Annotated in this window: 4 protein-coding genes; 3 read left to right on the top strand and 1 reads right to left on the bottom strand. The window is 61.5% G+C overall.

Annotated elements, in window-relative coordinates; genetic code table 11:
- From AC1DT2_RS17905 to AC1DT2_RS17895, 3 genes are all read left to right on the top strand, one after another.
- The coding region (locus AC1DT2_RS17905) for a carbonic anhydrase (RefSeq protein WP_477297823.1) at positions 1-322 on the top strand (322 nt) is incomplete at its 5' end.
- A 124-nt stretch (positions 323-446) separates the two neighbouring features.
- Positions 447-1,274, top strand: a complete 828-nt coding sequence (locus tag AC1DT2_RS17900) for an alpha/beta fold hydrolase (RefSeq protein ID WP_477297822.1) — start codon at positions 447-449, stop codon at positions 1,272-1,274.
- A gap of 306 nt (positions 1,275-1,580) precedes the next feature.
- Positions 1,581-1,859: a hypothetical protein gene (locus tag AC1DT2_RS17895; protein WP_477297821.1), complete on the top strand. Its 279-nt coding sequence runs from the start codon at positions 1,581-1,583 to the stop codon at positions 1,857-1,859.
- A 52-nt stretch (positions 1,860-1,911) separates the two neighbouring features.
- Here the strand turns inward: AC1DT2_RS17895 and AC1DT2_RS17890 are convergent, their stop codons facing one another.
- The gene (locus tag AC1DT2_RS17890) at positions 1,912-3,639 is read right to left on the bottom strand and encodes a glycoside hydrolase family 71/99 protein (RefSeq protein WP_477297820.1); all 1,728 of its coding nucleotides are present in this window, start codon (positions 3,637-3,639) and stop codon (positions 1,912-1,914) included.
- Between the last annotated feature and the right edge of the window lie 65 nt (positions 3,640-3,704).

The following is a 3,704-nucleotide window of genomic DNA, read 5'->3' as shown; positions in this document are numbered from 1 at the left end:
GTCGATATCCACGATGGAACACCTGTTTGGCTTCGAGAACGTTGTCGTGGTGCATCACTCGTTCTGCGGAGCAACGTCGTTCACCGCCGATGGCATGCTGGATGCCTACAAACATGAGCACGGCGTCGACATCTCCGGGGCATATGACCGGGGCAGTATCAGCATCTCGGACTTCGAATCATCGCTGAAATACGATGTCGACCTGGTTCGTTCCAGCCCGGGCGTGCCTGCGCATGTGAATGTTTACGGATTTTTCTACAACATCGATACGGGCGAATTGACCGAGGTCGTGCGCGACGTGCCGTCGTCAGGCGCCGAATAACGACGTTGTGCAAACGTTTTGTTCAATAAAACATCCTTCGGTTGAACAAACATTCCCCGTGTATCCGCCACCTCCGCGGGCGTTGGCGCTRCCACGTCCGCTTCCCTTAAGTCAGGAGCGTTGTATGGACGGCACGATCACCACGAAAGACGGCGTAACGATTTACTACAAGGATTGGGGCACGGGCCAGCCGCTGGTCTTCAGTCACGGGTGGCCGCTCTCGGCCGACGACTGGGATACGCAGATGCTGTTCTTCCTCAGCAGGGGCTTTCGTGTGATCGCCGCCGACCGCCGTGGGCATGGCCGTTCGAGCCAGACGGAGGAAGGCAATGATATGGACCATTACGCCGCTGACCTGGCCGCGCTCACCGAACACCTCGACCTGCGCAACGCAGTGCACATCGGGCATTCCACCGGGGGTGGTGAAGTCGCTCGCTACGTCGCGCAGTACGGACTGGAGCGCACGGCGAAGATCGCACTGCTCAGCGCCGTTCCACCGATCATGGTGAAGAACGCTGCCAATCCCGATGGCTTGCCGATCGAGGTCTTCGACGGTCTCCGCGCCGCGCTTGCGGCGAACCGGACGCAGTTCTACCGCGATGTGCCGTCCGGCCCCTTCTACGGCTACAACCGCCCCGGCGCGACACCGTCGCAGGGCGTCATCGACAACTGGTGGCGTCAGGGCATGATGGGGGGCACCAAGGCGCATTACGACTGCATCAAGGCGTTCTCGGAAACCGACTTCAATGACGACCTGAAGAAGATCGATAAGCCCGCGCTCATCCTCCACGGTGACGACGACCAGATCGTTCCGTACAAGGATGCCGGCGTGCTTTCCGCCAAGGTGTTGAAGCACGCCACGCTGAAGATCTATCCGGGCTTCCCGCACGGCATGCCGACGACGCATGCCGATACGATCAACGCGGACCTTCTCGCCTTCATCAAGGGCTGAATCCGCGCACGTTAGTGTCTTCGTGGCTAGGGGTGTATCCGCACCTTCGGGCCACGATGCATGTCGACGGTCGCATTTTTTCCGCACTTTTCGCAGTGTCCTGCGCCCGACGCAACTAATCGCCGGCTTTAAATTGACGCACAAAGTCAATGTCCCGACGCAATATGCCCCCTGTAGGAGCCGATTCATCGGCGAAGCGCTCCCCCCAGCGCCGACATCCCGTCACAACCGCACCCCACAGCCATCCCAACCAACTTGGCACGCCCATTGCTGACACGGAAGACCACCACAGCAAGGAAACCGTAAATGACTACGATTGGTTCGACGCCCAGCGTCAATCCGATGCCCACGATGCACGTTCGCGGCGGCCACGGCGGCCACGGCGGCGGCAAGGGCCTGCTCAACACGGATACCGATTCAACGTCGGATCCGTTCACCGATAGCCTGGCGACGGCGACCACCGATCCGCTGACCGGCGCACCGACGACCGCCGCAAGCACGGCTGCCGCAAGTACGTCCACGGCAGCTTCGACTCTCGGTTCGACCGTGGCGACGCAGCTACAGAACCTTCTCGGTATTGCCTGACCGACGGATGCCGCCCGGGCGATCGCGGGCGGCATTTCGGTGTCACGATGGATCAGGGACTAGCCTGCCAGATGGCCTTGCCGCCGGCGACAATCCACGTGGTGCCATCGTTACGAAGGTAGAGATACGCGCCTGGCTGTCCCGCGGTGCCACTCGCCCAACGGGGTTGGCCGCTCGTGTCGTACTCGACCAGGTTGCCGTCGCCCTGCATGATGGTCGTCTTGATGGGCTGGCCCGCCGTGCCGCTCGAATACAACCGGATGCCGTCGCGGTAGACGATAACGTCGCCGTTTGCATCCTGTGCGAGGGTGATGTGGCCGTCGCACGAGGTCAGTGGATGGACCGGATCGAGAATCTCGTTCGGATGCAGCACACCGCACTCGGGAACGACATCAAAGGGGCCCGGATCCGTCGGTACCGTCGCCGTGACCGGACTGTCGCCGTGGAACATCGCGGCGATTTCATGCGTCATGCGCAGGTTCCAGTCCGTCGGCAGCTTGTAGCCGTCGACATCCAGCGTCAGCCACGGGTATTGCGATGGCGCCTGCGACGCACTCGAGGCGACCTTGAGCAGCGATGTCCCCTCACCGAGCTCATCGAACATGGCGATCTTGACGGTACGCACGCCCGCACTGCGATCGCGGTAGGCCTGGTCCCAGAAGAACTTGCCACCGAGACCCTTGGCACCTTCGGTCGGAAGGTTGCCGTTGTTCTGGTCACGGCTGGACGATGCCGGAAGAATCGTCGGCATGTAGATCTGTCCGTTGGCTGCGGTCGACGCCAGGTGGACGCGCGTACGGTTGGTCTCGTACCAGTCGAGGTCGGTGTCCTGGTACACGCCTACGTTCCACGGCTGGATGATGTCGAGCTTCTTGACGACATCCGCGTATTCGGGCTGTTCGAGATAGGTATTGCTGACGCCACCCATGATGGTCGCGTGGGCCACGTTGTGGAACCAGTCGATCACACGCGAGGCGAGGGCTGGCTTCATCTGCCAGGTCGTTTCGCTGCCTCCCTGGTCGATGCCCCAGAGCGAGACGACGGGCCGGCCACCCTGTTGCTGGTACATGGCGCTCTGGGTGACATGGAGGTCGTTGACCAGGTGCAGCCAGTCGGCAGTCAACTTATTGAAGATGGCGTCTTCATCGGCCTGCGTGCTGGTGTTCTCGAACTGCCCGCTCACGTCGTACTCGATGAAGAACGAACGTCCGTTGTCGCCAGCAGCCTGCATGGCATTGCGCAGGACGATGTCGTTTTCCTGGTAGAGCATGTCGAGCGATCCCAGGAATCGTTGGAGAATGGCGCCGTCAACGCCGTACTCGCGCATCCAGCGGAAGTGCGTTTGCGCCGTGCCCGCATTTAAAGACGAGAAGAAGTTCGCCTGCTTCCCAGCGACGGTGAGACCCGGGGCAGGGCAGAGGGCGCCCGCCGGATATTCGTCGGTGATGGGGAACGTGGGAATCGAGCTATTGGTTGCGGTCGGATCGATCTGCGAGATGTATGTCCAGTGGAACCAGTTGCTTTCCGGACTCGGCGCGCCCGGGCAGTGAAACCATCCCTGGTAGGCCGCGAATACCTTGTCGAGCACGGTCGAGGTGTCGGTGACATCGGCCGCGGATGCGAGGGTGGGCTGGAGAAGCGCGAGTGCGATAAAGGCACCGAGCGCGTGGCGAAGACGACGTGATGCGGGAGCCGAGACGAGCGACATGGATGTCCGATGGGTGGTGGGGGTTTCCGCATCGTGTTCCGCTTGTGCCGGAGTGACCGTGTCTTGATTCACGCTTTCGTACCGATCGCGCCGGGCACCGCTTCTGGCCCATCAGCCACATATGACCCAGCCAGATG

It is taken from the genome of Luteibacter sp. P4_E6 (assembly GCF_056401535.1).
Note: the sequence above shows the minus strand (reverse complement) of the source record. Positions and strands in the feature narration are given on the sequence as shown.

Bases quoted from the DNA above. Each gene is read 5' to 3' on its own strand.
- AC1DT2_RS17895 (WP_477297821.1), top strand. From the start codon at position 1,581: ATGACTACGATTGGTTCGACGCCCAGCGTCAATCCGATGCCCACGATG.
- AC1DT2_RS17900 (WP_477297822.1), top strand. From the start codon at position 447: ATGGACGGCACGATCACCACGAAAGACGGCGTAACGATTTACTACAAG.